This is a genomic window from Pantoea sp. EKM101V, assembly GCF_011800325.1.
Classification (GTDB): Bacteria; Pseudomonadota; Gammaproteobacteria; order Enterobacterales; family Enterobacteriaceae; genus Pantoea; species Pantoea anthophila.
In genome coordinates this window covers 263105-287716 of record NZ_JAALFP010000001.1, presented here as the reverse complement: position 1 = coordinate 287716, position 24612 = coordinate 263105, and the positions used below count along the sequence as shown (strand labels likewise).

Below are 24612 nucleotides of genomic sequence, written 5' to 3'. Positions count from 1 at the left end.
GATTACAGGAACGGGCGGGTATCACCCACACCTTCACGCACAATTTCCGGCGTATCGGTGGTCAGATCGACCACCGTGGTCGGCTGCTGCCCCAGCGTTCCGCCGTCGATGATCAGATCGACCAGCTTGCCAATGGTGTGCTGAATCTCCTCCGGATCGGATTCCGTAAAATCGTTGCCCGGCAGGATCAACGAGGTCGACATCATCGGCTGATTCAGGGCTTCCAGCAGCGCCAGCGCCACCGGATTGGACGGCACACGCAGACCGATGGTCTTACGCTTTTCGTTCATCAGACGGCGCGGCACCTCTTTGGTCGCCTTGAGAATAAAGGTGTAGTTACCTGGCGTGTTGTTTTTCAGCAGGCGAAAGGCCGAGTTTCCCACCTGAGAATAGACCGACAGCTCAGAGAGGTCACGGCACATCAGGGTGAAATTGTGGCGGCCATCGAGCTGACGGATACGGCAGATACGCTCCATCGCGCCCTTCTCTTCCAGCCGACAGCCCAGCGCATAGCCGGAATCGGTGGGATAGACGATAACGCTGCCTTTGTTCAGGTAGTCGACCGCCTGGTTGATCAGGCGCGGCTGCGGATTGTCCGGATGAATATGAAACAGTTGACTCATAGAAACCTCGTGTCACCTTTCCGTGATTGCCACTGCGGGAGCGAGGTCCGGAAAGCGTTCCCAGACCGGCTCAACGTCGCCGGGCAGCCAGAGTTTGCGGCCCAGCTCAATCCACGGGCAGGGTTGATGAAAATCTGAACCTTGCGATGCGGCCAGGTCATTCTCTCTGGCGTACTGCGCCAGTTGCGTGCGCTCATTGGGTGGCTGCTGGCACTGTGCCACTTCCATGGCATCGCCCCCCGCTTCGCGGAAGTGGGCGATCAGCCGTTTCAGCCACTTCGCCGATAAACCATACCGGCCCGGATGAGCCAGCACGGCGCAGCCACCAGAATGATGAATCGCATCAATGGCTTGTTTAATTGTACACCATTGTGGCGGCACGTAGCCGGTTTTGCCTCGCGCCAGGTAATTTTTGAAAACCTGGGCCATGTCACCGGCTTTGCCCTGCTCTATCAGGAAGCGGGCAAAGTGTCCGCGGGTAATGATGCCGCCCCCGGCCAGTCGGGTTGCCCCCGCCAGCGCGTCGGGAATACGTGCCTTCGCCAGCCGCTCACCAATCTCTTCCGCGCGCCGCTGCCGGCAGGCCAGTTGCCCCGCCAGAAAAGTCACCATCGCCGGATGATGAATATCGATGTTCAGCCCCACGATATGGATCTCATGATTCTCCCACAGGGTAGAAATCTCAGCACCGGCCAGCACTTTTATCGGCAGATCGTGGTCACGGGCGGTCTGCTGCGCCTCGTCCACCCCGTCCACGCTGTCGTGATCGGTGATCGCCAGAACGCCAACCCGCATCTCTACCGCGCGCTGCACCAGCACGGCGGGCATCAGTAAACCATCGGAGGCGCGCGTGTGGCTGTGTAGATCATAAACCGGGAAACGGGCGATATCGCTCAAGAGAACTCCTGCTTAAACTAAACCGGCCAGCATGATAACGATTTTAACGCTCAGTGAAAAAGTGTATTGACATTTCCGCCCCGAACCCGTTAACTAGTACACAAGTTCACACGCAACGGGTATTTCATCATGGCGATTACAATTACGCATTTACATGGCTGGCGCGATGTTCCCGAAACCGGGCGACACGGTCGTGCACATTTTGCGTAAACGCTGTGCAGATACCTGAGCCCGCCACCGAGCGGGCTTTTTTTTGAGCGAAATTCAGAGAAATCATCATGCCAAATGCGAAACCTACAGTGAAGTTGATTACCGGCACCGCGCCCTACCGCGAAGATCCGGCCGCAGTGTTTCACCAGCTGTGCGGCGCACGTCCGGCAACCCTGCTGCTCGAATCCGCTGATATCGACAGCAAGCGCAACCTTAAAAGCCTGCTGATCGTCGACAGTGCGCTGCGCGTCAGCGCACTGGGCAGCGAAGTCACCGTGCAGGCGTTGTCAGAAAATGGCCGCGCCCTGCTGCCGCTGCTGGATGAAGCCCTGCCCGCGTCAGTGATGAATCAGGTGCGTCCCGATGGCCGTGTCCTGACGTTCCCGCAGAGCAGCGATCAGCAGCAGGATGAAGATTCCCGCCTCAAGGCCCTGTCGGTGTTTGACGCGCTGCGTCTGATTCCGCAACTGGTTAACGCCCCTGCCGACGAACGGGAAGCGGTGCTGCTGGGCGGTCTGTTTGCTTATGATCTGGTTGCCGGTTTTGAAACCCTGCCGGCGCTGGATAATCAGCAGCGCTGCCCCGACTACTGCTTCTACCTGGCCGAGACCTTACTGGTGATCGATCACCAGAGCCGCAGCGCACGTCTGCAGGCCAGTCTGTTCTGTCCGTCCACCAGCGAATTCCAGCGCCTGCAGCGCCGCATTGAGCAGTTGCATGGCCAGATGCTTCAGCCCGCACCTGTACTGCCGGTACAAAAGGTGGAGCAGATGACGCTGACCACCAGCCAGAGTGATGAAGAGTATTGCGACGTGGTGCGCAGCATGCAGCAGGCAATTCGCATCGGCGAAATTTTCCAGGTCGTCCCTTCACGCCGTTTCTCGCTGCCATGTCCTTCACCGCTGGCGGCGTATGACACGCTGAAGAACAGCAATCCCAGCCCCTACATGTTCTTTATGCAGGATCAGGATTTCTCGCTGTTTGGTGCCTCGCCGGAGAGTTCACTGAAGTATGACGCCATCTCGCGTCAGATTGAGATCTACCCGATTGCCGGTACCCGCCCGCGTGGCCGCCATGCAGATGGCTCGCTGGATCGCGATCTCGACAGCCGTATTGAGCTGGAGATGCGAACCGACCATAAAGAGCTGGCGGAACACCTGATGCTGGTGGATCTGGCGCGCAACGATCTGGCGCGTATCTGCGTGCCGGGCAGCCGTTACGTGGCAGACCTGACTAAGGTAGACCGTTACTCTTTCGTCATGCATCTGGTCTCCCGCGTTGTGGGCACGCTGCGTGACGACCTTGACGTGCTGCATGCCTATCGCGCCTGTATGAACATGGGCACCCTGAGCGGTGCGCCGAAGGTGCGCGCCATGCAGCTGATAGCCGGGGCGGAACGCACCCGCCGCGGCAGCTACGGCGGTGCGGTGGGCTACTTCACGGCTCACGGCGATCTCGATACCTGCATCGTGATCCGTTCGGCCTACGTTGAAGAAGGCGTGGCCACCGTCCAAGCGGGCGCCGGTGTAGTGCTGGACTCCAATCCGCAGGCTGAAGCGGATGAGAGCCGCAACAAAGCCCGCGCCGTTCTGCGCGCTATCGCGACTGCCCATCACTGCAAGGAGATCTTCTGATGGCCGATATTCTGCTGCTCGATAACATCGATTCATTTACCTATAACCTGGTTGATCAGCTGCGGACGTTTGGTCACAACGTGGTGATCTACCGGAACAACCTGCCTGCGGAACTCTTAATTGAGCAGCTGCAGCGGATGGAAGACCCGGTGCTGATGCTCTCGCCCGGCCCCGGCGCGCCAAAAGATGCCGGTTGTATGCCGGAGTTACTGCGGGTGCTGCGGGGACGGTTGCCGATTATCGGCATCTGCCTGGGGCATCAGGCGATCGTTGAAGCCTACGGCGGCCACGTGGGTCAGGCCGGTGAGATCCTGCACGGCAAAGCCTCCTCTATTGACCACGACGGTGAGGCAATGTTTGCCGGCCTGAGCAATCCGCTGCCGGTGGCGCGCTACCACTCACTGGTGGGCAGCAACACGCCGGATGAGCTGACGGTCAACGCCAGTTTCAACGGGATGGTGATGGCGGTGCGTCATGAGACCGACCGGGTGTGCGGGTTCCAGTTCCATCCTGAATCCATTCTGACTTCTCAGGGTGCGCGTCTGCTTGAGCAGACGCTGGCCTGGGCGCTGGCGAAGTAACAGGGAGAATGACTATGCAACAGACACTGGAAAAACTTTACCAGGCGCAGACGCTGAATCAGGCTGAGAGTCATCAGCTGTTCAGCGCCATTATCACCGGCCAGCTGGAACCGACGCAGCTCGCCGCCGCTTTAATCGCCATGAAGGTGCGGGGCGAAACGCCGGAAGAGATTGCCGGGGCGGCGACCGCGCTGCTGGAAGATGCCCGCCCCTTCCCGCGCCCGGATTATACCTTTGCCGATATCGTGGGCACCGGCGGTGACGGCAGCAACAGCATCAATATCTCCACTGCCAGCGCCCTGGTGGCGGCGACCTGCGGTCTGAAGGTGGCGAAGCACGGCAACCGCAGCGTCTCCAGCAAATCGGGCTCCTCCGACCTGCTGGCGGCATTTGGCATCAATCTGGATATGCCTGCTGACCGGGCGCGCAAGGCGCTGGACGATCTTAACGTCTGCTTTCTGTTTGCGCCGCAGTATCACACCGGATTCCGCCACGCGATGCCGGTGCGCCAGCAGCTGAAGACCCGCACGCTGTTCAATGTGCTGGGGCCGCTGATCAACCCGGCGCGTCCTCCGCTGGCGGTGATTGGTGTTTACAGCCCGGAACTGGTGATGCCGATTGCTCAGACCCTGAAAGTGCTGGGCTACCAGCGTGCAGCCGTGGTCCACGGCGGCGGTATGGATGAGGTGGCCCTGCACGATGTGACGCACGTCGCCGAGCTGCGCGAGGGGGAAATCACCCGTTATCAGCTCTCACCTGAAGACTTTGGCTTTGGCTTCCACCCGAAAGAGGCGCTGGCGGGCGGCACCCCGGAAGAAAACCGTGACATTCTGACAGCTTTACTCCAGGGTAATGGCCAGCAGGCTCATGAGGAAGCTGTCGCCGTTAACGTGGCGATGTTGCTTAAAGTATTTGGTCAGGAAGACCTGCGTGAAAACGCACAGCAGGCGCTTAACGCCATCCGCAGCGGACAGGCTTATGAGCGCGTTGTCGCACTGGCAGCAAGAGGGTAATCATGAAAGGCACCGTGTTAGAAAAAATTGTTCAGGACAAAGCGATCTGGGTTGAAGCCCGTCAGCAGCAGCAGCCTCTTTCCACCTTTCAGAACAGCATTGAGCCTTCCAGCCGTCATTTTTACGACGCGCTGCAGGGGGCCAGAACGGCGTTTATCCTGGAGTGTAAAAAGGCCTCTCCGTCGAAAGGCGTGATTCGCGAGGACTTCGATCCGGCCGCGATTGCCGGGGTCTACCGCCACTATGCGTCAGCGGTCTCTGTGCTGACGGATGAAAAATATTTTCAGGGTGACTTCGCTTTCCTGCCGATTGTCAGCGCAGCGATCACGCAGCCGGTGCTGTGCAAAGATTTTATTATCGATCCTTACCAGATCTATCTGGCGCGTTACTATCAGGCGGATGCGATTCTGCTGATGCTGTCGGTTCTGGATGATGAACAGTATCGTCAGCTGGCCGCGGTGGCACACAGCCTGAAGATGGGCATTCTGACTGAGGTCAGTAATGAAGAGGAGCTGGAGCGTGCTATCGCCCTGCAGGCGAAAGTGGTGGGCATCAACAACCGCGATCTGCGCGACCTCTCTATCGACCTTAACCGTACCCGCCAGCTGGCGCCTCGTCTGTCGCATGGCGTGACGGTGATCAGCGAATCGGGTATCAACAGCTATGCGGACATTCGCGAGCTGAGCCACTTCGCCAATGGTTTCCTGATCGGCTCCTCCCTGATGGAAGAGACAGACCTGACAGCCGCGGTGCGTCGGGTTACGCTGGGCAGCAACAAAGTGTGCGGACTGACCCGTGCCGAAGATGCGCGTGCCGCCTATGAAGCGGGTGCACTCTTTGGTGGTCTGATCTTTGCTGAAGGATCGCCGCGTCAGATTGATACTGCCACGGCGCAGAGCGTGATCGCCGCGGCCCCGCTGCGTTACGTTGGCGTGTTCCGCAACGCCAGCGTGAGTGACATTGTCACGCAGGTCAGCGCCCTTTCTCTCTCTGCGGTTCAGCTGCATGGCGATGAAACGCCGGCGTTTGTCGCCGATCTGCGCGCCGCCCTGCCTGCCACCGTGCAGATCTGGAAGGCACTGCGCATCGAAGGCCATCTCCCGGCGCGCGACTGGCCACACGTTGACCGTTATGTGTTTGACAATGGTAACGGTGGTACCGGTCAGCGTTTCGACTGGTCCCTGTTGCAGGGTCAGACGCTGAATAATGTACTGCTGGCCGGTGGCCTCGGTGCGGACAACTGTGTTGAAGCCGCGCAGCTGGGCTGTGCCGGACTTGACTTCAACTCTGGCGTGGAAAGCGCGCCTGGCATCAAAGATGCCCGTAAAATTGCCGCCGTGTTCCAGACACTGCGCGCGTACTGATTTGCCTGGCCTGCCCGACGGCGGGCCTGAGAAAGGAAGAGAAAAGATGACGTTACTGAATCCCTACTTTGGCGAATTTGGCGGAATGTATGTTCCGCAGATCCTGATGCCTGCCCTGCGCCAGCTCGAAGAGGCGTTTGTCGACGCGCAGAAAGATCCTGCCTTCCAGGAAGAGTTTACCGAACTGCTGAAGAACTATGCGGGTCGTCCGACCGCGCTGACGCTGTGCAAAAACCTGACCAAAGGCACCAAAACGCGCCTCTACCTTAAGCGTGAAGATCTGCTGCACGGCGGTGCGCACAAAACTAACCAGGTGCTGGGTCAGGCACTGCTGGCTAAGCGCATGGGTAAAAATGAAATTATCGCCGAGACCGGCGCCGGTCAGCATGGTGTGGCCTCTGCACTGGCCTGTGCGCTGCTGGGCATGAAATGCCGTATCTACATGGGCGCGAAAGATGTGGAGCGTCAGTCGCCTAACGTCTTCCGTATGCGACTGATGGGCGCGGAGGTGATCCCGGTTCACAGCGGCTCTGCCACGTTGAAAGATGCCTGTAACGAGGCGCTTCGCGACTGGTCTGGCAGCTATGAAACGGCGCACTACATGCTTGGCACCGCCGCGGGCCCGCACCCCTTCCCGACCATCGTGCGTGAGTTCCAGCGCATGATCGGCGAAGAGACGAAAAAACAGATTCTGGAAAGAGAGGGTCGCCTGCCCGACGCTATTCTCGCCTGCGTGGGCGGGGGCTCCAACGCTATCGGCATGTTTGCTGACTTTATCGATGAAACCAGCGTGAAGCTGATCGGCGTTGAGCCTGCGGGTCACGGCATCGAAACCGGCGAGCATGGCGCACCGCTGAAGCATGGTCGCGTCGGTATCTACTTCGGCATGAAAGCGCCGATGATGCAGACGGAAGATGGCCAGATCGAAGAGTCCTACTCCATCTCTGCCGGTCTCGACTTCCCGTCGGTCGGGCCACAGCATGCGCACCTGAACAGCACGGGTCGGGCGGATTACGTCTCGGTTACCGATAACGAAGCGCTGGCTGCCTTCAAACAGCTCTGCCGGGCGGAAGGGATTATTCCGGCGCTAGAATCCTCTCACGCCCTGGCGCACGCCCTGAAGATGATTCAGGAGGAGCCGGAGAAAGAGCAGCTGCTTGTGGTTAACCTTTCCGGCCGCGGCGATAAAGATATTTTCACCGTTCACGACATTCTGACCGCGCAGGGAGAAATCTGATGGAACGTTATAATCAACTGTTTTCGCGCCTGTCAGCCAGCAACGAAGGCGCTTTCGTCCCGTTCGTCACGCTGGGCGACCCTTCACCTGAGCTCTCCCTGCGCGTGATTGACGCGCTGGTTGAGGGCGGTGCGGACGCGCTGGAGCTGGGCATTCCTTTCTCCGACCCGCTGGCGGATGGCCCGACCATTCAGAATGCGACCTTACGTGCGTTTGCCGCAGGCACCACCACCAGCCAGTGCTTTGAAATGCTGGCGACAATCCGCCGTAAATATCCTGACCTGCCGATTGGCCTGCTGATGTATGCCAACCTGGTCTTCACCAACGGCGTGGATGCGTTCTATGCACGCTGTGCCGAAGCCGGTGTCGATTCGGTTCTGGTCGCCGATGTGCCGGTTGAAGAGTCGGCGCCGTTCCGCCAGGCGGCGATGCGTCACGGCGTGGCCCCTATCTTTATCTGTCCACCCAATGCCAGCGATGCGCTGCTGCGTGAGATCGCGTCGCACGGCCGGGGCTACACCTACCTGCTGTCGCGTGCCGGGGTGACCGGGGCTGAAAACCGTGCCAGCCTGCCGCTACAGCACCTGATCGACAAGCTGCGCGAATATCATGCCGCTCCGCCACTGCAGGGCTTTGGTATCTCAGAACCTGAGCAGGTGAAGGAAGCGATTGCCGCCGGTGCCGCCGGAGCCATCTCCGGTTCCGCCATTGTCAGGATCATTGAGAAGCATCATGCCGAACCGGACGTGATGCTGAGCGAACTGAAGAACTTTGTCAGTCGCCTGAAAGCCGCCAGTCGTTAATCCTGTCAGCATGCCTTATCACGCGATAAGGCATGATTTGTTTCCTTTTTTTTCATTCCGCCATTTGCCCTTTTTTCAGAATCTGCACCACAATGACAAAGCGCCGTTACGGTAACGTCGCATCCATTTTGTGACAGGGAGAGAAAGCAATGAAATTCGTTAAACTGCTGACAGGTGCTGTACTGGCGGGTGTGGTTGCGCTGACACTGAGCGCCTGTGCGCCAACCGCAACCAAAGAGGGAACCGGTGGCTACATCGATGACACCGTTGTAACCACGAAAGTGAAAGGTGAACTGCTGAAGGATGACTCGCTGAAATCGACTGAAATCAACGTAGAAACCTTTAAGGGTAAAGTTCAGCTGAGCGGTTTTGTGTCATCGCCACAAATGGCTAATCGTGCTGTTCAGGTAACGCGCAGCGTACCGGGCGTGAAATCTGTCGTGAACAATATGCAGATTAAATAACGTTACACAGACACAAAAAAGGCCGCTGAATCAGCGGCCTTTTTCTCATCAGAAGCGGTAACCTGCCCCGAAGAAGAAGACCCACGGATCGATGCGCATATTGATGTTCTGCTGCTCGCCTCCCGCTTTAAACTTCACTTCCGTGTCGATATCCATGTACCACACCGACGCATTCAGCATCCAGTCGCGATTGATTTGATAATCCAGGCCGACCTGACCCGCCACGCCCCACGAATCCTTGACGCTGAGATCGGTCAGGCCTGCATCGCGACCGGTCTGGTTGAAATCGGCATCATAGAAGGTGGTGTAGTTGACGCCCACGCCCACGTAGGGACGGGCTTTGCTTTTGCTGTCGAAGAAGTAGTACTGCGCCATCAGCGTCGGCGGTAACTGACGCACGGTAGCCAGCGTGCCGGTCGGGCCAAGACCCACTTTGTGACGGAACGGCGTGGCGGCGAGAAGTTCCACCCCGATGTTGTCCGTCGCCATATAGGTAAAGGTCAGGCCGAGCTGCGTGTCGTTGGAGGCGCTGAACTCCCCCATGCCTAACACATTATCGGAGCCTTCGGTGGGGCGTACGGTTGCACTGCCGGCACGCATAAAGAAGTCGCCTGCTTCGTGGGCCATCGCCAGCTGGGGTAAAGCCAGCGCCAGCAGCATCGCGCATTTTGCCAGTTTCATTATCACTCCTTTGCTTAATGTTGATGTCGCGGGGGATTATCATTTTTTTGCTGGCAGTTATTTAACGCGATTTACAGGAAATTGCACTCTGAACGCTTCAGATAAATTGCTTAAAAAACAATGAATTGATTTAGATCAATTTCGGCACGCTTCGGCGCCCGCAAATTCCCCTTGCTGAAAAATTCCGGCGGCCCTATTTTGCTTCTCTTCCTGGTTGATTTTGGTTCGATGCCTCGGGAGGGGCGGGTGATCAAATGAGTGACACATTAAATCCTTGTATCAGCTGTGGCGCCTGCTGCGCCCATTTTCGCGTCTCATTTTACTGGGCGGAAGCCGACGATGCGGGCGGTCTGGTGCCGACCGACCTGACCGAGCCGCTCAGCCTGCTCATGCGTAACATGCGGGGCACCAACGATCGCACCCCGCGCTGTGTCGCCCTGCAGGGAGAGATCGGCGGATGCGTTTCATGCGGAATCTATGAACAGCGTCCCACCCCCTGTCGGGAGTTCTCGCTGTCAGGAGAAGGCGGCATTCACAACGAAGCCTGCGATCGGGCCCGCGCCCGCTATGGCCTTCCCCCGCTTTTTTCGCCATCTTTACCTGTCGTGACAGAAAGTTATGCCACAGCGGGTGCCCGTGAGCTGCCAGAACATGTACAATCGCCGGGTTAATTAACCCGGTTCCTCCAAGGAGTGTACATGTCTATCACGGCAAGCTCGTTATACCGTGACACTGGAAATTTTGCGCGACATCAGCTGGCTACCCTGCTGCTGCTGTCGTTGCTGACCGCTTTTATCACTGTCATGCTGGTGCATGTGCTGACGCCTGGTGTCGATGAGATGGCCATTCTGCAGCAGGGTGACGACAGTGCCAGATCGTTGTTTGAGATAGTGCAGAGCATGTCGCCGGAACAGCAGCAGGTTCTGCTGCGGGCTTCGGCTGCCAGCACCTTCGCTGCGCTGTTGGGTAACACGCTGCTGCTGGGCGGCATGCTCTGCCTGATTCCGATGGTCTCTTCCGGTCAGCGGGTCAGCGCTTTGCGGGCTATCGGGACTTCTGCGCCGCTGCTGCCCAGACTGCTGCTGCTGACCTTTCTGATGACGCTGGTGGCCCAGCTTGGCTTTATGGTGCTGGTGGTCCCCGGTATTCTGCTGACGATCCTGCTGTCACTGGCGCCGGTGATGCTTGCCAGTGAGAAGATGGGCGTGTTTGCCGCCATGCGCGCCAGCATGCGCATGGCCTGGAAGAACGTGAAGCTGATCGCCCCCGCCATCCTGCTCTGGCTGCTGGCGAAAGTGGTCGTGATGCTCTTTTTCGCTTCGCTGACCGTGCTGCCGCTGAATGTTTCGTCGGTCATTTTTACCGCGGCCGGCAATCTGGTTTCAGCCCTGTTGATCATCTATCTCTATCGGCTCTATATGCTGTTACGTTGACGGACGGTGCGCCTGCGGGCGCACTGGCATGCAACCCTGACGGGAATCACTATGAAGCAGTTACTCGACTTTCTCCCCCTGGTAGTCTTTTTCATCTTCTATAAGCTCTATGACATCTTTGTCGCCTCGGGCGCACTGATTGTCGCGACCGGTCTGGCGCTGGTCGTCAGCTGGGTGCTCTATCGCAGACTGGAAAAGATGACCATTTTCACCTTTGTGCTGGTCGCGGTCTTTGGCACCCTGACGCTGGTGTTCCACAACGATGAGTTTATTAAGTGGAAAGTGACGGTCATCTACAGCCTGTTCGCGCTCGCCCTGCTCTACAGCCAGTGGTTTATGAAGCAGCCGCTGATCCAGAGCATGCTGGGTAAAGAGCTTCAGCTGCCGGACGCGGTCTGGCGTCGTCTGAACGTTGCCTGGGCACTCTTCTTTCTGATTTGCGGCCTGGTGAACATCTACGTCGCCTTTTGGTTATCCCAGGCGTTTTGGGTTAACTTTAAAGTGTTTGGTCTCACCGGTCTGACCTTACTGTTTACCCTGCTTAGCGGGCTCTATATCTGGCGACAGATGCCGCAGCAGGAACAAAAATAATCATCCGCCCGGTTCGCCGGGCTTTTTTTCAGCATTCATCTGCATAAGAACGGGAAGCAATGGGCGAAAAACATAAATTACCGCAAGGTGAAATGGTGCTGCGTACGCTCGCCATGCCGGCAGACACCAACGCTAACGGCGATATCTTTGGTGGCTGGCTGATGTCACAGATGGATATGGGCGGCGCGATTCTGGCTAAAGAGATCGCGGAAGGCCGCGTGGTAACGGTACGCGTCGACGGCATGTCATTTCTGAAGCCGGTGGCGGTAGGGGATGTCGTGAGCTGTCATGCGCGCTGTATCCGGACCGGCAACAGTTCGATGACCATTAACGTCGAAGTGTGGATCAAGAAAGTGTCGTCTGAGCCGATTGGACAGACTTATTGTGCCACCGAAGCGGTCTTTATCTATGTGGCCGTGGACAGTGCGGGCAATTCCCGTTCGCTGCCAGCCGGCCGCGCCAATCAGCAGCCCGGCGAATAAAAAACGGGTCAGGCATCTCCGCCTGACCCGGCCTCTTACTCTATGCTGGCCCCGCCTTTAAGCTTAAAGACGATATTCATTGTGAGTCCCTGACCCGGGCGACCGCTCTGGTAACGCCACTTTTTCATCGCCTGCTTTACGTCGCGCTCAAACATATTGCGCGGTTCCGCAGAGAGGATCTGAATGTTATCTACCCGACCGTCACTGTCCACGTCAAACTTCACCCGCACGCGCCCTTCAACCCGCAGCGCATAAGCGCGCTGAGGATAGCCTGGCTTACTGACGCTCAGCGCTTTCGGGCCGGTTGATACCGATGGTGTCGGTGACGGAGTCGCTTTTGGCGCAGTGGCTGGGCGGGTCTGGGTCGCCGGCGCCTCCTGCCGGAACGGATTATCCTGCGGTTTACTCTCCTGACGCGGCTTCACGTCGCGTACAGGTTTCTCCCGCTTGTGCTCGGTTTTAGGTTTGGGTTTGGGTTTTGGTTTGGGCTTCGGCTCAGGTTTTGGTATCGGCACCGGTTCCGCTTTCGGCGGTTCCGGCGCCAGCTGAGGTTCCGGTTCTGGCTGAGGTTCTGGCTGCGGCTCAGGCTCTGGTGCAGGCGGCTGCACAACAGCCGGAGCAGGCTCGGGCTGAACTTCCGGGGCAACCATGGTGACGCTGATGGGCTGAGAGGCCTTTGGCACTTCCGTCACCTGCTGGAATGACGCATACAGAATTCCGGCAATGACGGCCCCATGCAGAACAACAGACAGCAACATGGAGAGTGGCGTGCGTTTGGGTAAGGGCATAGTCAGCGTGGTCATAACAGTCGCAGTGATTGAATGAAGCAGCGATTTTAAATGCAAATAGCAATCAGTTTCAATAACTCCCGCCTTCAGGCCATCAGAAAAGCGCATTTAGCCCTTTATGCTGCGCCTCCCAGCCGCCCGAGTTTTCGTTTGCACTCTGAAGGGCAATCCCTTAACGTGTGCAAAATTCTGGTTAATGGGAGTTCCTGAGTGCTTTACGTCATTTATGCAGAAGATACTGCAGATTCACTGGAAAAGCGTAACGCCGTGCGCCCTGCCCATCTGGCACGGCTCAAACTGCTTCACGAAGAGGGACGCCTGATTATCGCTGGCCCGATGCCTGCCGTGGACAGTAACGATCCCGGCGTGGCGGGCTTTACCGGTTCCACCGTCATTGCGGAGTTCCCGTCGCTGGAAGCGGCGCAATCCTGGGCGCAGGATGATCCCTATATTGCGGCGGGCGTCTATAGTCAGGTCGCGGTTAAACCGTTCAAACGCGTCTTCTGATTGCATCTGAGTATTAAAAATGGCTTCTGTGCCTGGCGCAGAAGCCATTTTTTTTCGTAGAGAGAGGGAATATGCAGATTGTTATTCTGGCGCTGCTGCTGGTCATCGCTTTACTGCTTGGCAGGGCTATTTATCTCTGGCGGACGCAGGGCTGGCGCAGGAAGAAACAGACGATCGTGATGCTGATTGTGCTGGCAGCAGCGTTGCAGCTGGTAAATGTCACGCTGATGATGACGAAGCCGCTTCATCCCGGCTGACCATAAATAGCCGCTGGGGTAAAAGGCATTAAAGAACAGGACAGCTGATTGACTGTCCTGTTCTTCATACTCTGTTATCTTTATATCAGCCGCGATCCAGAATCAGACCAATCAGCGCGTGATAGTGCTGTTCTTCTTCCGGGCTGGTAACATGCTGCAGGCGGCTAATCAGTTTTGAACAGATCGCTTTGCGGTTCAGGCTGCGGCCGGAACGAATAATTTCCGTGACAACCGACCCCAGGATCGCCTGCTGTGAAGGCTGTGCAGCACTGTGCAGATAGGCAGTAATGTCTGAAACTGAAGCGGGAATATGTACGTTAGTCTGCATGATTGTCCCTTAAAGGCGTCGTTAAAGTTACTAAGCGATGCGGTAAAGTTATACAAAAACGCCCCTCCTGTACAGGTATTTAGCGCGAAAAATCACCCAAAGCGTGACATTTTTCATTAAATTCATTTAATACATAGACTTAAAACAATGTAAAGTTGTACAAGTTTCTTTTCTCTTTGTACACATCCCCTGTCAACCCCCTCAGACGCGCCCCTTTTCCGCCTGATCCTTTTTACTTACGGCTTTTTTTGACCGGCGAGAGGATTTATCTGTTACCTCTGTCTACATTTACTATTCGTGATTTACACCTCTGAATGGATGCACCGCACTGTCGCGAGCTCACTATGAATAAAACCTATCCTGTTCCGGTTCTCACTCTGGCTGACACGCTGTTATCCCGGCTTGCCGCGCTGGCCGATCCTAAGATTGAAGTATTAAGCGGTTATCCGGCGAACTGCTCTGCCTGGCTGACGATCTACTATCAGCGCAAATCAGGCCGGTGGAGTTACGAATGGTACGATCGGGAGGGTTATCGCCGGCCAGCGGCGCTGGGCAGCGCAATGCCCTGTCTGATGCTCGAGGTCAACGATCGGGGAGCGTCGCCTCAGGAGCAGGCTCAGGCGCGCCGGTTACTGGCCGAGCAGGGCTTTTTTGAAGCGTAAGGGTGCCCCGGATAATGCGCAGCCCGCCTGCTGCCTCACAGGGTATCGGCTTACAGGGCGGGCTGAAGAGGTGCGGGATTAGACCATCTGCGTAATGAACAGAATTGATCGGCGCTGCTGCTGGGCCAGCTGGTGGCGGATACAATGGATGCGCTTATAGCGGCGTGACTGCCCTTCCAGCCAGCGTGAACGGCGACGGTGAACCTGTCGTAACATTCTCCAGCGTGCCACTTCATTTCTGCTTCGTTTCATCACTTCCTCTCTGCCATCGTCTACGCCGCCGCATTATAGAGATCTCTGCGACAATACCCAATCTGTTCTCTCATTATTCTCGTCAGGGATAAAGGTTTCGTTAGCCGTCATCTGCACGTAAACTTGCCAGACGGAAGCGCGAACGGGATGTCCACTTTATGACCACTTTTTATACGCTGATCAGCTGGTTGCTGCTGTTTGGTTACTGGCTGCTGATTGCCGGTGTCACACTGCGCATCCTGATAAAGCGCCGGGCTGTCACCTCGGCGATGGCCTGGCTGCTGGTTATCTATATTCTGCCGCTGGTCGGCATTATCGCTTATCTCTCCTTTGGCGAACTGCACCTGGGTAAACGTCGCGCGGAGCGCGCCCGCACCATGTGGCCGTCAACGGCCCGCTGGCTGAATGATCTGAAGCAGTGCCGCGAGATTTTCGCGACGGAACACAGCGACGTCGCGCGCTCGTTATTTGAGCTTTGCTACCATCGTCAGGGCATTGCCGGGGTAAAGGGAAATCAGCTGCAACTGTTAACCAGCGCCGATGATGTGATGCAGGCACTGATTCGTGACATCCAGCTGGCCCGCCATAATATCGAGATGGTGTTTTACATCTGGCACCCCGGTGGTCTGGCAGATGAAGTTGCCGAATCGCTGATGGCGGCGTCGCGCCGTGGCGTCCACTGTCGTCTGCTGCTGGACTCAGCGGGCAGCGTAAACTTTTTCCGCAGCCCCTGGGCGGGCATGATGCGCAACGCCGGCATTGACGTAGTGGAAGCGTTACAGGTGAGCCTGCTGCGCGTCTTCCTGCGGCGGATGGATCTGCGCCAGCATCGTAAAATCGTGCTGATTGATAACTACATCGCCTACACCGGCAGTATGAATCTGGTCGACCCCCGCTTCTTTAAACAGAGTGCCGGTGTGGGTCAGTGGATAGATCTGATGGCGCGTATGGAAGGCCCGGTCGCGACCGCGATGGGGATCGTTTTCAGCTGCGACTGGGAAATAGAGACCGGTAAGCGCATTCTGCCTCCCCCGCCCGATCGCAACATCATGCCGTTTGAACAGGAGAGCGGCCACACCGTGCAGGTGATCGCCTCCGGTCCCGGTTTTCCGGAAGATATGATCCATCAGGCCCTGCTGACCGCCGTCTATTCGGCGCGTGAGCAGCTAATCATGACGACCCCCTACTTTGTGCCCAGCGACGACCTGCTGCATGCGATCTGCACGGCGGCGCAGCGTGGCGTCAGCGTCAGCCTGATCCTGCCGCGTCACAATGACTCATTGCTGGTCGGCTGGGCCAGCCGCGCCTTCTTCAGTGAATTGCTGGAGGCGGGCGTGAAGATTTACCAGTTTGAAGATGGCCTGCTGCATACCAAGAGCGTGCTGGTGGACGGACAGCTGAGCCTGGTCGGCACCGTGAATCTCGATATGCGCAGTTTATGGCTTAATTTCGAGGTGACGCTGGTGGTGGATGATGCGGGCTTCGGCAGTGACCTGGCCTGCGTACAGGATGACTATATCGCGCGGTCGCGCCTGCTGGAGGGTAAGCGCTGGGCAAAACGTGCCTGGTGGCAGCGCATTGTTGAACGACTGTTTTACTTCTTCAGCCCTTTACTGTAAAACGAGCCAGATTGTGTAAATGGCCGCAGGCAGACAGGACAGACTATGGATTTAAATAATCGCCTTACCGAAGATGAAACGCTGGAACAGGCCTACGATATTTTTCTCGAACTGGCAGGTGACAATCTCGATCCGGCAGACATCATTCTCTTCAATCTGCAGTTTGAGGAGCGCGGTGGCGCAGAGCTGTTCGACCCGTCTGAAGACTGGAAAGATCATGTTGATTTCGATCTGAACCCTGACTTTTTCGCCGAGGTGGTGATTGGGCTGGGTGACGCGGACGGTGAGCCGATCACCGACGTCTTTGCGCGTGTGCTGCTGTGCCGTGAAAAAGATCACAAGCTGTGTCATATCCTGTGGCGTGAATAGACCGTAGATGCGCGGTGACGTGAATGACGTCGTGGCGCAGCATCCCACAACAGAAAACGCCGGGCAATTGCCCGGCGTTTTGCTTCAGAGCGGGTCGACCTTGAGACAGGAGACCGCATGGTGGAAGCTGCCTTCCAGCAGCGGACGGGTTTTCGCACACTCCGGTCCGGCAATCGGACAGCGGGTGCGGAACACACAGCCTGACGGCGGATTGATCGGCGACGGCAGCTCCCCTTCCAGTAGCTGAATCTGCTTGTTCTTCTCCAGATCGGGATCGGGAATCGGCACGGCAGACATCAGCGCCCGGGTATAAGGGTGCTGCGGATTGCCATAGACCTCGCTGTAGGTGCCCAGCTCCACCGCATGTCCCAGATACATTACCAGCACGCGATCAGAGATATGTTTCACCACGGCCAGATCGTGCGCGATGAAGATCAGTGACAGTCCCATTTCACGCTGCAACTGCTGCAGCAGATTCACCACCTGCGCCTGAATCGACACGTCGAGCGCCGAAACCGGCTCATCACAGATAATGAGCTTTGGCTCCAGAATCAGCGCACGGGCGATGCCGATACGCTGACACTGGCCGCCCGAAAACTCATGCGGATAGCGGTTAATCAGGTTCGGCAGCAGGCCCACCTTCATCATCATATTTTTGACGCGATCTTTCACTTCCTGACGCGCCATCTTCGGATGATAGGTGCGCAGCGGCTCGGCGATGATATCGCCGATAGTCATACGCGGATTCAGAGAGGCCAGCGGGTCCTGGAAGATCATCTGAATGTCGCTACGCGCCTTGCGCCACTCCTCTTCGCTCTGACCGAGCAGATCGCGGCCTAACCAGGCGACACGCCCTTCTGTGGCTTTGACCAGCCCGATAATGGCGCGTGCCAGCGTCGATTTGCCGCAGCCGGACTCGCCCACCACGCCCAGGGTTTCCCCTTCATAAAGACGCAGGCTGACCCCGTCCACCGCTTTCAGGGTCTTTGAGGGCTGCCAGAACCACTGCTTGCCATCTTTGATGTCGAAATGCACCTTCAGGTCGGCGATTTCCAGTAACACTTTCTTTTCAGCTACGGTGCTCATACTAACTCCTCCACCGGCTTAAAGCAGGCACGCAGACGGCCATCGCCAAACGGCTCCAGCGGCGGCGACTGGGTGCAGATATCCATCGCGTGCGGGCAGCGCGGCTGGAACGGACAGCCCTGCGGCAGACGCAGCAGATTGGGTGGATTCCCCGGAATGGTCGTGAGGCTCTCGCCCTCGGCATCCAGGCGTGGTACGGCATTGAGCAGGCCGATCGAATAAGGATGGGCGGGCTGGTAAAAGACATCGCGGGCGCGGCCATACTCCATGGTGCGTCCGGCGTACATCACCAGCACTTTGTCGCAGATCCCCGCCACCACGCCGAGATCGTGGGTGATCATGATGATGGCGGTGTTGAACTCGCGCTTCAGATCATTGAGCAGCGTCATGATCTGCGCCTGCACCGTCACATCCAGCGCCGTGGTCGGTTCATCGGCAATCAGCAGCTTTGGACGGCAGAGCAGCGCCATGGCGATCATCACGCGCTGGCGCATCCCACCGGAGAACTCATGCGGATACATTTTCATTCGCTTGCGCGCTTCCGGCATCTTCACCGCATCCAGCATTCTCACCGACTCTTCGAAAGCCTGTGCGCTGCTCATCCCCTTGTGCAGTTTCAGCACTTCCATCAGCTGCTCGCCGACCCGCATATAGGGATTGAGCGAGGTCATCGGGTCCTGGAAGATCATCGCAATCTGCTCAGCGCGCAGCCGGTTAAGCTGGCTTTCCGGCAGATTCAGGATCTCTTTGCCGTTGAACAGCGCAGAACCGCCAATGCGCCCGTTTTTCGCCAGCAGCCCCATCAGGGCAAAGGCGGTCTGTGACTTGCCCGAACCGGACTCACCGACAATGCCCAGCGTCTCCCCTGCGCGCAGCGAGAAGTTCAGATTGTTCACCGCGGTGACATCACCATCGTGCGTGCCAAAGGTGACGCGTAAATCTTTGACCGTAAGTAGCTGTTCGCTTCCCGCGCGGGCCGCCATCGCTGGCTGAAATTCATGAATAGTCATCGGGAAACTCCTTAACGATCTTTCGGGTCGAGGGCATCACGCAGGCCATCGCCGATAAAGTTGAAACAGAACAGCGTGACCACCAGGAAACCCGCCGGGAACAGCAACAGCCATGGCGACACTTCCATAGAGTTGGCTCCGTCGCTCAGCAGTGCGCCCCAGCTGCTCAGGGGTTCCTGCGTGCCCAGACCCAGGAAGCTCAGGAAGGATTCAAACAGGATCATACTGGGCACCAGCAGTGAGGCGTAAACCACCACCACCCCCAGCACGTTGGGCACGATATGGCGCACCACAATTTTCCAGGTCGATACCCCACCTACATGAGCAGCTTCGATAAACTCTTTGCGCTTCAGGCTCAGCGTCTGGCCGCGCACAATACGCGCCATATCCAGCCACGAAACCATGCCGATGGCGGCAAAGATCAGCAGGATGTTACGACCAAAGAAGGTCACCAGCAGGATCACGAAGAACATGAACGGGAAGGAGTTGAGGATTTCCAGAACACGCATCATCGCCGAGTCGGTTTTGCCACCCAGGTAACCGGCAATCGAGCCATACAGGGTACCGACCACCACGGCGATCAGGGCAGAAGCGACGCCGACCATCAGGGAGATCCGGCCGCCAATGGCCACACGCACCAGCAGGTCACGCCCCGACGAGTCGGTGCCGAACCAGTGACCGGAGGTGGTATCCGGCGGTGAAGACATCATCGCCCAGTCGGTATCGTCGTAGGTGAACTGCGCCACCATCGGCGCGATAATCACAAACAGCGTAATGACCAGCAGCACCAGCAAGCTGATCAGGGCTGCCCGGTTATGGATAAAACGACGACGCGCGTCCTGCCAGAGACTGCGCCCTTCTACTTCCAGCTTCTCACTGAACGCATCAAGAGCTTCGCTGTTTTTCTTACTTAACATCATGGCGAACTCCGCAATCAGTAACGAATTTTGGGATCGATAACGGCATAGAGCACGTCAACAATCGCGTTAAACAGGATGGTCAGCAGACCGACCAGAATCGTCAGGCTCATCACCAGCGAGTAGTCGCGGTTCAGTGCACCATTTACAAACAGCTGACCGATGCCCGGCAGACCGTAGATCGATTCGATCACCATCGAACCGGTGATGATGCCGACAAAGGCGGGTCCCATATAGGAGATGACCGGCAGCAGAGCCGGTTTCAGCGCATGACGCAGCACAATGCGGCGCAGCGGTAAGCCTTTGGCGCGAGCCGTGCGGATAAAGTTGGAGTGCATCACTTCAATCATCGATCCACGGGTGATACGGGCAATGCTGGCAATGTAAGCCAGTGAGAGTGCCACCATCGGCAGCAGCATGTAGTTCCACTGCCCGCCATTCCAGCCCCCGCCCGGCAGCCATTTCAGGCTGATCGCGAACAGCAGGACCAGCAGCGGCGCGACCACAAAGCTGGGTATCACCACGCCGGTCATCGCCACCCCCATTACCGCGAAGTCCCACAGGGTGTTCTGTTTCAGCGCGGCGATGACCCCGGCCGTGACGCCGAGCACGATCGCCAGCAGGAACGCGGCCAGACCCAGTTTTGCCGAGACCGGGAACGCGTGCGCGACCAGATAGTTAACCGAATAATCTTTGTATTTAAAGGATGGGCCGAAATCGCCGTGGGCCAGCTGGACCAGGTAATCGACATACTGCTTACCGATAGGATCGTTGAGGTGATATTTCGCCTCAATGTTGGCCATCACTTCCGGTGCCAGGGTGCGCTCGCCGGTAAAGGGGCTGCCGGGTGCCAGTCGCATCATAAAGAAGGAGATGGTAATCAGGACGAACAGCGTCGGAATCGCTTCAAGCAAGCGACGCAGGATGAATTTTAACATTGCCGTACCTACCAGGCTGTTGCTTCACAACATATAAAAAATAGTAAAAAGGCGGCGCGAGAAGCGCCGCCACTGCTGATAGCCTGAACGCTATTAGTGTTTAATGATGTAGAAGTCTTTAGACAGCGTTTTATCCAGCGGATCTTTACCGGTATAACCACCAACGTAAGGTTTCACCAGACGCGTATTCACGTAGTAGTAAACCGGTACGATGGTGCTGTCTTTATCCAGGATCTGCTCGGCCTGCTGATAGTCCGCTGCACGGCCTTTGGCATCCGGCGCTTTGATTGCGTCACGCACCACTTTGTCAAACGCATCGCTCTTATAGTGCGAGGTGTTACTGCTGCTGTTTGAGAGCATGATGTTCAGGAAGGAAGTCGGTTCGTTGTAGTCCGCACACCAGGCCGCACGAGCCACATCGAAGTTACCCTGATGACGGGTGTCCAGGAAGGTTTTCCACTCCTGGTTTTCCAGCTTGATATTCACACCGATGTTTTTCTTCCAGATCGACGAGGCGGCAATCGCCAGCTTCTTGTGCAGATCGGAGGTGTTGTAGAGCAGGTTGAAGGTCAGCGGTTTATCCGCGGTGTAGCCCGCTTCAGCCAGCAGTTTTTTCGCTTCGGCGTTACGTTTATCCTGTGACCACTTGAACCAGTCTGGCGGCAGGATTTCCATACCGTCGGTGGCTGGCGGTGTGAAGCTGTAGGCCGGCTTCTGACCCTGCGCCAGCACTTTATTCACCATGATGTCACGGTCCAGACCCAGCTTCAGGGCGGCACGAACGCGCGGATCGGTAAATGGCGCTTTCTGGTTATTGATTTCGTAGTAGTAGGTGCAGAGATAAGGATCGACGTGCAGCTCTTTACCGTTTTCGCGCTGCAGCTTTTTGAACAGCTCGATCGGCAGATTGTTATAGGTCATGTCGCTGCCGTTCTCGGAGAAGTAACGGTTGACGTCACTGACTTCAGAACTGATTGGCAGGTAGGTAATCTTGTTCAGCACGGTGTGCTCGTTGTCCCAGTAGTTCGGGTTACGCACCAGCGTGATGCGTTCGTTAATGACGTGTGCGTCGAGCTTAAAGGCACCGTTGCCGACCCAGTTTTGCGGCTGAGTCCACTGTTCGCCGAATTTCTCAATCGCCGGTTTATAAACCGGTGACATCACGGAGTTGATCAGCAGCTTATCAAAATAGGGAACCGGCTCACTCAGGGTCACTTCCAGCGTGTGGTCATCAATCGCTTTCACGCCCAGATCGGTAATGGGCTTTTTACCTGCGATGATGTCATCAACGTTCAGGATATGACCATACTGAGGATAGCTGGCGTAGGGTGAAGCCGTTTTCGGGTCAACCAGACGCTCCCAGCTGTAGACGAAGTCCTGCGCGGTTACCGGCTCGCCGTTAGACCATTTGGCATTTTTACGCAGGTGGAAAGTCCACACTTTGAAATCTTTATTTTCATAGCTTTCCGCCACGCCCGGGATCGGTTTGCCGTTGCTGTCATTGACCAGCAGACCTTCATAGAGATCGCGCGCCACGTTATCTTCCGGCACGCCCTCGATTTTGTGCGGGTCGAGCGACTGCACTTCATCGCCATTGCCGCGAACGAGCTCCTGTTTGGCTGCCAGTTCAACGTCTGCAGGCACGGTCGCCGCGAAAGCCGCATTCCCTGCCAGGGCACTTATTGCGGCGAAGACGCCCGCTGCTATCAGGCTTTTTTTCGTGATGTTGTTCATTATTACACTCCAGTTTTATTATCGTCACCGCAGCGCTGTTCTGCCGCGGCGTCCCCCGTTTCCGGGCTCCCTTAACCCGGGAGAGTGACCCCAAAAAATTGGTCTGTTTGCTGATGCGCTTCCCGTCTGTCTCACCAGGATGGCGAGCAGATCAGTGTTTTTTAATAAAATAGTACTTCAGGTCTGTCATATCCTGCGGGTCTTTGCCCGTGAAACCGCCAACCCAGGGCTTCACCAGGCGCACACTGACGCGGTAGTAAACTGGCACAATGGGTGAGTCTTTGTCGAGTTGTGTTTCAGCCTGCTGATAGAGCTCCGCGCGCTGCGCCTCACTGCCCGCCGTCAGACTCTTCGCCATCAGCTCGTCAAAGGCCGCACTGCTGTAAAAGGCGGTATTGATCGAGGCGTTGCTGATCAGCATGTTGAGAAAGGTTGAAGGCTCATTGTAATCGGCGCACCAGGTGGCTCGCACCACGTCATACTGGGCCTGATGGCGGGTCTCCAGCATCGTCTTCCACTCCTGATTCTGCAGGGTGACTTTTGCGCCGAGATTTTTCTGCCACATTGAAGCGGCCGCAATCGCCTGCCGTTTATTCTGATCGGAAGTGTTATAGAGCAGCGTAAAGGTCAGCGGATTGGCGGCGTTGAATCCCGCCTCTGCCAGCAGCTTTTTCGCCGCCTCATTGCGTTGCGCCTGCGTCCAGGTAAACCAGGCTGGCGGTGTCAGCTTAATACCGGCGGTAAAGGGCGGCGTCAGGCTGTAAGCCGGAATCTGTCCCTGCCCCATGATTTTTCTGGCAATCACCTCACGGTCGAGGGTCATCTTTAGGGCGGCGCGCACCCGTGGATCGGTGAACGGCGCCTTTTTGTTATTGATTTCATAATAAAACGTGCAGAGCAGCGGACTGATCTTCACCTCATCGCCGAGATCCCTGCGCAGCTTGCCAAACATCTCCGGCGGCAGGGCGCTGTTGGTGATGTCCGTTCCGCCGCTGCGGTAGCGGTTGATATCGCTGTTTTCAGAGGCGATGGGCAGGAAGGTCCCCTGCTCAATCACCGTATGGGCATTGTCCCAGTAGTGAGGATTGCGCTTCAGAACAATTTTTTCATTCACTACCCAGTCGCTTAAGGTATAAGCACCGTTACCGATATAGTGGCCCGGCCGGGTCCAGGCATCGCCCCACTCTTTGATAGCGGGTGCATAAACCGGCTTCAGCGCCGTGTGCGCCAGCATGGCTACCAGGTAAGGCACTGGTTCAGTCAGCGTAATCTGCAGCCGGTGGTCATCCAGTGCTTTCACGCCCAGCTGATCGGGTGACGCTTTACCAGCCAGAATCGCATCGATCCCGGCAACATGGGCGGCCTGCAGATAGCTGGAGTAAGGCGACGCGGTGGCAGGGTCCACCAGCCGACGCCAGCTGTAGACAAAATCTGCGGCGGTCACCGGCTCACCATTACTCCACTTAGCATCATCCCGCAGGTTAAAGATCCAGACGGTGGGCTGCGGATTCTCCCAGCTCAGGGCAACGCCGGGGACGACCTGACCGAAATTATCGGTGTTAACCAGACCGTCCAGCAGGTTGTGAATAATATTGGATTCCGGCACACCTTCGGTTTTATGGGGATCCAGCGAAGAGACTTCATTGCCATTGTTAATCACAATCTGTTGCTGCGCGGCCAGCGTCGTTCCGGGCGGAACCGTGGCGGCATAAGCCGGCGTAAACGCTATTAACAGTGCGGCGAGAGTCAGCCGCTGTTGCTGCACATTCATCATCCCAGTCATCCGAAACGCCAACCTTTTTTAAGTATCCCGACAGGCTTAAGCAAAAAGCGTTCTCACTTTGCACTTTCGGAGAAAAAAATTCACGCTGGGCCAGAAATTATCAGAAGCCATCAGAGGGCGCCAAAGTAAAATAGCTAAAATGTTAACTAATTCTCTTTTATCACGAGTTGTCACGCAGCGGAAGTGTTAATTTTTGACCTGAAAATATCATATCGATATGAAAAATAGGCGTTTTCGTCGAAAACCCTGTGCAGACGTGCTTTGCATCATGAATACGCACGGTTTTTGGCACTTATCTTCCAAAGTCGGCATCTGGCGTGAGAAAAATCCAGCCTGATGGCTCTCAGGC

General features: G+C 56.8%; 26 protein-coding genes, 1 pseudogene and 1 other annotated feature. Of the genes and pseudogenes, 15 read left to right on the top strand and 12 right to left on the bottom strand.

Annotation, left to right across the window (positions count from 1 at the left end; all coding sequences use genetic code 11):
- Nucleotides 1-2: 2 nt before the first annotated feature.
- Together HFD92_RS01485 and HFD92_RS01480 are read right to left on the bottom strand one after the other, a co-directional pair.
- Nucleotides 3-623: an L-threonylcarbamoyladenylate synthase gene (locus tag HFD92_RS01485; RefSeq protein ID WP_111207586.1), complete on the bottom strand. Its 621-nt coding sequence runs from the start codon at nucleotides 621-623 to the stop codon at nucleotides 3-5.
- A 12-nt stretch (nucleotides 624-635) separates the two neighbouring features.
- A complete protein-coding gene (locus HFD92_RS01480) occupies nucleotides 636-1520 on the bottom strand; it encodes a PHP domain-containing protein (protein WP_167428148.1) in 885 nt (294 codons plus the stop codon).
- 153 nt (nucleotides 1521-1673) lie between these two features.
- Nucleotides 1674-1775 (top strand) — a sequence feature (Trp leader region).
- Nucleotides 1776-1798: 23 nt separating this feature from the next.
- On the opposite strand from HFD92_RS01480, the gene HFD92_RS01475 reads away from it, so the two are divergent.
- The 6 genes and pseudogenes from HFD92_RS01475 (at nucleotide 1799) to HFD92_RS01445 (ending at nucleotide 8826) form a co-directional block, all read left to right on the top strand.
- Nucleotides 1799-3364, top strand: a complete 1566-nt coding sequence (locus tag HFD92_RS01475) for an anthranilate synthase component 1 (RefSeq protein WP_009089949.1) — start codon at nucleotides 1799-1801, stop codon at nucleotides 3362-3364.
- A pseudogene (trpD, locus tag HFD92_RS21735) lies at nucleotides 3364-4958 on the top strand (bifunctional anthranilate synthase glutamate amidotransferase component TrpG/anthranilate phosphoribosyltransferase TrpD). The gene HFD92_RS01475 and the pseudogene trpD overlap by 1 nt, the downstream one beginning before the upstream one ends.
- A gap of 2 nt (nucleotides 4959-4960) precedes the next feature.
- On the top strand, nucleotides 4961-6322 hold the full coding sequence (gene trpCF / locus HFD92_RS01460) for a bifunctional indole-3-glycerol-phosphate synthase TrpC/phosphoribosylanthranilate isomerase TrpF (RefSeq protein WP_167428147.1): 1362 nt from the start codon (nucleotides 4961-4963) through the stop codon (nucleotides 6320-6322).
- Nucleotides 6323-6368: 46 nt separating this feature from the next.
- Nucleotides 6369-7559 carry a tryptophan synthase subunit beta gene (gene trpB, locus HFD92_RS01455; protein WP_009089941.1) on the top strand — a complete coding sequence of 397 codons (1191 nt, stop codon included), beginning with the start codon at nucleotides 6369-6371 and terminating at the stop codon, nucleotides 7557-7559.
- Nucleotides 7559-8362: a tryptophan synthase subunit alpha gene (trpA, locus tag HFD92_RS01450; protein WP_009089939.1), complete on the top strand. Its 804-nt coding sequence runs from the start codon at nucleotides 7559-7561 to the stop codon at nucleotides 8360-8362. The genes trpB and trpA overlap by 1 nt, the downstream gene beginning before the upstream one ends.
- Before the next feature lie 149 nt (nucleotides 8363-8511).
- On the top strand, nucleotides 8512-8826 hold the full coding sequence (locus tag HFD92_RS01445) for a BON domain-containing protein (RefSeq protein WP_009089937.1): 315 nt from the start codon (nucleotides 8512-8514) through the stop codon (nucleotides 8824-8826).
- A 48-nt stretch (nucleotides 8827-8874) separates the two neighbouring features.
- Here the strand turns inward: HFD92_RS01445 and ompW are convergent, their stop codons facing one another.
- On the bottom strand, nucleotides 8875-9507 hold the full coding sequence (ompW, locus tag HFD92_RS01440; protein WP_009089935.1) for an outer membrane protein OmpW: 633 nt from the start codon (nucleotides 9505-9507) through the stop codon (nucleotides 8875-8877).
- A 254-nt stretch (nucleotides 9508-9761) separates the two neighbouring features.
- Between ompW and HFD92_RS01435 the strand changes: the two genes are divergently transcribed.
- From HFD92_RS01435 to yciA, 4 genes are read left to right on the top strand one after another with little or no spacing between them, the layout of a single operon-like run.
- Complete coding sequence (locus HFD92_RS01435) at nucleotides 9762-10178, top strand: YkgJ family cysteine cluster protein (protein WP_009089933.1); 417 nt, start codon at nucleotides 9762-9764, stop codon at nucleotides 10176-10178.
- A 27-nt stretch (nucleotides 10179-10205) separates the two neighbouring features.
- Entirely contained in the window at nucleotides 10206-10940 is a 735-nt protein-coding gene (locus HFD92_RS01430) for a YciC family protein (protein ID WP_009089932.1), read from the top strand.
- Nucleotides 10941-10991: 51 nt separating this feature from the next.
- Entirely contained in the window at nucleotides 10992-11531 is a 540-nt protein-coding gene (locus HFD92_RS01425) for a septation protein A (RefSeq protein ID WP_046101919.1), read from the top strand.
- A gap of 59 nt (nucleotides 11532-11590) precedes the next feature.
- Nucleotides 11591-12013, top strand: a complete 423-nt coding sequence (gene yciA, locus HFD92_RS01420; RefSeq protein ID WP_167428146.1) for an acyl-CoA thioester hydrolase YciA — start codon at nucleotides 11591-11593, stop codon at nucleotides 12011-12013.
- 35 nt (nucleotides 12014-12048) lie between these two features.
- On the opposite strand, the gene tonB is transcribed toward yciA, so the two are convergent.
- Nucleotides 12049-12816 carry a TonB system transport protein TonB gene (tonB, locus tag HFD92_RS01415; RefSeq protein WP_167428145.1) on the bottom strand — a complete coding sequence of 256 codons (768 nt, stop codon included), beginning with the start codon at nucleotides 12814-12816 and terminating at the stop codon, nucleotides 12049-12051.
- A gap of 195 nt (nucleotides 12817-13011) precedes the next feature.
- Between tonB and HFD92_RS01410 the strand changes: the two genes are divergently transcribed.
- Together HFD92_RS01410 and HFD92_RS01405 are read left to right on the top strand one after the other, a co-directional pair.
- On the top strand, nucleotides 13012-13308 hold the full coding sequence (locus HFD92_RS01410; RefSeq protein ID WP_009089924.1) for a YciI family protein: 297 nt from the start codon (nucleotides 13012-13014) through the stop codon (nucleotides 13306-13308).
- A gap of 71 nt (nucleotides 13309-13379) precedes the next feature.
- Nucleotides 13380-13565, top strand: a complete 186-nt coding sequence (locus HFD92_RS01405; RefSeq protein WP_058958173.1) for a hypothetical protein — start codon at nucleotides 13380-13382, stop codon at nucleotides 13563-13565.
- 85 nt (nucleotides 13566-13650) lie between these two features.
- Here HFD92_RS01405 and ycgZ read toward each other — a convergent pair whose 3' ends face one another.
- A complete protein-coding gene (gene ycgZ / locus HFD92_RS01400; RefSeq protein WP_009089921.1) occupies nucleotides 13651-13893 on the bottom strand; it encodes a regulatory protein YcgZ in 243 nt (80 codons plus the stop codon).
- 344 nt (nucleotides 13894-14237) lie between these two features.
- On the opposite strand from ycgZ, the gene HFD92_RS01395 reads away from it, so the two are divergent.
- Nucleotides 14238-14555, top strand: a complete 318-nt coding sequence (locus HFD92_RS01395; RefSeq protein WP_009089920.1) for a hypothetical protein — start codon at nucleotides 14238-14240, stop codon at nucleotides 14553-14555.
- Between the two features lie 78 nt (nucleotides 14556-14633).
- On the opposite strand, the gene HFD92_RS01390 is transcribed toward HFD92_RS01395, so the two are convergent.
- Entirely contained in the window at nucleotides 14634-14807 is a 174-nt protein-coding gene (locus HFD92_RS01390; RefSeq protein WP_128084052.1) for a YciY family protein, read from the bottom strand.
- A 158-nt stretch (nucleotides 14808-14965) separates the two neighbouring features.
- Between HFD92_RS01390 and cls the strand changes: the two genes are divergently transcribed.
- The gene (cls, locus tag HFD92_RS01385) at nucleotides 14966-16426 is read left to right on the top strand and encodes a cardiolipin synthase (protein ID WP_009089916.1); all 1461 of its coding nucleotides are present in this window, start codon (nucleotides 14966-14968) and stop codon (nucleotides 16424-16426) included.
- Between the two features lie 45 nt (nucleotides 16427-16471).
- On the top strand, nucleotides 16472-16795 hold the full coding sequence (locus tag HFD92_RS01380) for an HI1450 family dsDNA-mimic protein (protein ID WP_111207578.1): 324 nt from the start codon (nucleotides 16472-16474) through the stop codon (nucleotides 16793-16795).
- A gap of 84 nt (nucleotides 16796-16879) precedes the next feature.
- Here the strand turns inward: HFD92_RS01380 and oppF are convergent, their stop codons facing one another.
- The 6 genes from oppF to HFD92_RS01350 form a co-directional block, all read right to left on the bottom strand.
- Nucleotides 16880-17881 carry a murein tripeptide/oligopeptide ABC transporter ATP binding protein OppF gene (oppF, locus tag HFD92_RS01375; protein ID WP_009089913.1) on the bottom strand — a complete coding sequence of 334 codons (1002 nt, stop codon included), beginning with the start codon at nucleotides 17879-17881 and terminating at the stop codon, nucleotides 16880-16882.
- Complete coding sequence (locus tag HFD92_RS01370; protein ID WP_009089912.1) at nucleotides 17878-18891, bottom strand: ABC transporter ATP-binding protein; 1014 nt, start codon at nucleotides 18889-18891, stop codon at nucleotides 17878-17880. Before HFD92_RS01370 ends, oppF begins: the two co-directional genes overlap by 4 nt.
- Before the next feature lie 11 nt (nucleotides 18892-18902).
- Nucleotides 18903-19811, bottom strand: a complete 909-nt coding sequence (oppC, locus tag HFD92_RS01365; protein WP_046101922.1) for an oligopeptide ABC transporter permease OppC — start codon at nucleotides 19809-19811, stop codon at nucleotides 18903-18905.
- 14 nt (nucleotides 19812-19825) lie between these two features.
- The gene (oppB, locus tag HFD92_RS01360; RefSeq protein WP_009089910.1) at nucleotides 19826-20746 is read right to left on the bottom strand and encodes an oligopeptide ABC transporter permease OppB; all 921 of its coding nucleotides are present in this window, start codon (nucleotides 20744-20746) and stop codon (nucleotides 19826-19828) included.
- A gap of 93 nt (nucleotides 20747-20839) precedes the next feature.
- A complete protein-coding gene (gene oppA / locus HFD92_RS01355) occupies nucleotides 20840-22480 on the bottom strand; it encodes an oligopeptide ABC transporter substrate-binding protein OppA (protein WP_167428144.1) in 1641 nt (546 codons plus the stop codon).
- A gap of 151 nt (nucleotides 22481-22631) precedes the next feature.
- Nucleotides 22632-24254 (bottom strand): ABC transporter substrate-binding protein, encoded by a 1623-nt coding sequence (locus tag HFD92_RS01350; protein ID WP_167428143.1) that lies wholly within the window; start codon nucleotides 24252-24254, stop codon nucleotides 22632-22634.
- Between the last annotated feature and the right edge of the window lie 358 nt (nucleotides 24255-24612).